Origin of the sequence: Microcystis sp. M53602_WE12 (assembly GCF_030065455.1) — a bacterium.
Taxonomy (GTDB): Bacteria; Cyanobacteriota; Cyanobacteriia; order Cyanobacteriales; family Microcystaceae; genus Microcystis; species Microcystis aeruginosa.
On record NZ_JASJFB010000585.1, the window covers coordinates 1 to 1,216 of the forward strand.

The window sequence follows — 1,216 nt, forward strand, 5'->3', positions numbered from 1 at the left end:
AAAAATAGGCTTTTCGAGGGTAATTCTTGTTTTAATTCTCCATGTACGCAGTCTTTAAAAGCCTCTATTTCGTTCCAAGACACGATTAAGAGTGGCTTTTAGGCTAAGTATAATTACTTATCGCGTAAGTGAGATGCTCCCCTGGTATCAAATAAATCAAAGGGTGAAACCTAAGTTAACAAATAAATACAAGTGACTCCTAAACTATACAAATCACTAAGATTGATCGGCTTACCGTTGGCTTGTTCTGGTGCGATATATTCCGCTGAACCGATTACTGTACCAGTAACAGAACGGTTAAGATGTGTAACAACTTTAGACGCGCCAAAATCTACTAAAACCGCTTTCTTGTCTGAGTTACGTCTAATAATATTTTCTGGTTTAATGTCTCGGTGAACCACTCCCTGACTATGAATAAAATCTAAAACCGGCAAAATATCCGTTAATAAAGCTTTAATCTTGGCTTCATTAAATACCCCCTGGCTTCTTAATTCTTGTTCTAAATTCTGTCCTTCAATATATTCTTGTACCAAATATTGACGGTCATCATCATGATTGAGATAGGCGAAAAGTTCAGGGATTTGGGGATGTTTTCCTAACTTCTCTAATTGGATTGCTTCTTTTTCAAATAATTCTGAGGCTTTCTCAATTGTATCAGTCCCTTGAGCCGAAGGAAAAAACTGTTTAATCACACAATAAGGTCGAGAAGGCTTACTGTAATCTATCGCCTTAAAAGTGCGACCAAATCCTCCTTGACCAATTAATTGAGTTGCTTGATAACGCTCTTGTAAGAACAATTTCGAGCGGCATTTTTCACAGAATTTATTGCCATCTGGATTGGCGGAGGAACAATTAGGATTGAGACACAGACTCATGGTTTTTACTCCTTTAAGTAGTTGGGTTGACGTTAAAAAAGTAGCTGTTGGTTATGTTGGGTTTCCTGTCTTAGCTGTTGGTTATGTTGGGTTTCCTGTCTTAGCTGTTGGTTATGTTGGGTTTCGTGCCTCAACCCAACCTACGGTACTTCTTCCTACTTTACATTTTTACATGAACTAAGCCTAAAGCCTAAACTATGTTGCAGCAATTCCAAATTCAGAATGTAGCAAGGAATACAGAATACAAAACGCTTTTGCCCTGTAGCTCCCCATCCAAAATCAAGAAGAATTAACGCGAGTAACAGGGATGGCCTCATCGAGCATAAAGTCTAAAAGGTGGT

At 38.3% G+C, this 1,216-nt stretch carries 1 pseudogene; it reads right to left on the reverse strand.

Annotation, left to right across the window (positions count from 1 at the left end):
• Positions 1-173 precede the first annotated feature (173 nt).
• Positions 174-875, reverse strand: a pseudogene (locus PX482_RS18755) (protein kinase domain-containing protein); the annotation flags it as partial.
• Positions 876-1,216: the final 341 nt, after the last annotated feature.